Annotated in this window: 1 pseudogene; it reads left to right on the top strand. The window is 39.9% G+C overall.

Features of this window, described 5'->3' with window-relative positions:
* Window positions 1–375: pseudogene (locus tag CIK04_RS25140) on the top strand (hypothetical protein); the annotation flags it as partial.
* Window positions 376–766: the final 391 nt, after the last annotated feature.

Consider the following 766-nt stretch of genomic DNA (forward strand, 5'->3'; position numbering starts at 1 on the left):
GACTTCTGCAGGGCGTTACAGTTTTTGATTGACTCTGAAGTTTTAGTTAGAAAAAACATCATCACTAGTATTGATAACTCTGCGATTATAGCTAACTCTGCAGTAATTGAAGATGGAGTAAGTATTGGCGAAAGGACGATAATTGAACACAATGTAACAATTCACCAAGGTACAGTGATCGGTTCTAACACAATTATCAGAGCAAACTCAGTTATCGGCGCCCAGGGTTTTGGCTTCGAAAAAAGTGTGAGGGGATTTGTAGAGATTTCCACGATTTTAGGAAGAGTAATCATTGGTAATAATGTTGAAATAGGGGCGTTAAATAGTGTTTGCATTGGAGCTCTTGATAATAACAGTTATCATGATGGATGTTAAACGGATAATTTAGTACACATAGCGCATAATTGCCAAATTGGGAAAAATTCAATATTGACAGCATGTACTGAGTTAAGTGGAGGCGTTTTTTGGGGGAAGGTGTCTGGATGGGACCCAATTCATCGACGATGCAGAAAGTTAGCATTGGGGACTCCGCTGTTGTTGGTTTGGGCAGTTGTTGTAACCAAAAACGTTGAAGCTGGTAATACTGTTGCTGGTGCACCGGCAAAAGTTAATAAAAAGGGGTTAACGATGAAGTACGTAGTTTTAATCACAGGTGTCAGGTGGAATTGGGACTGCGTTGGTAAAGGCTTTTGTTAATAAAAGGGATACCATGCTTATGGTGACTCATACTCATAAACCAAGAGATGTTTTAGACTGTTGGCTGGCG

It is taken from the genome of Vibrio sp. 03_296, assembly GCF_002265885.1.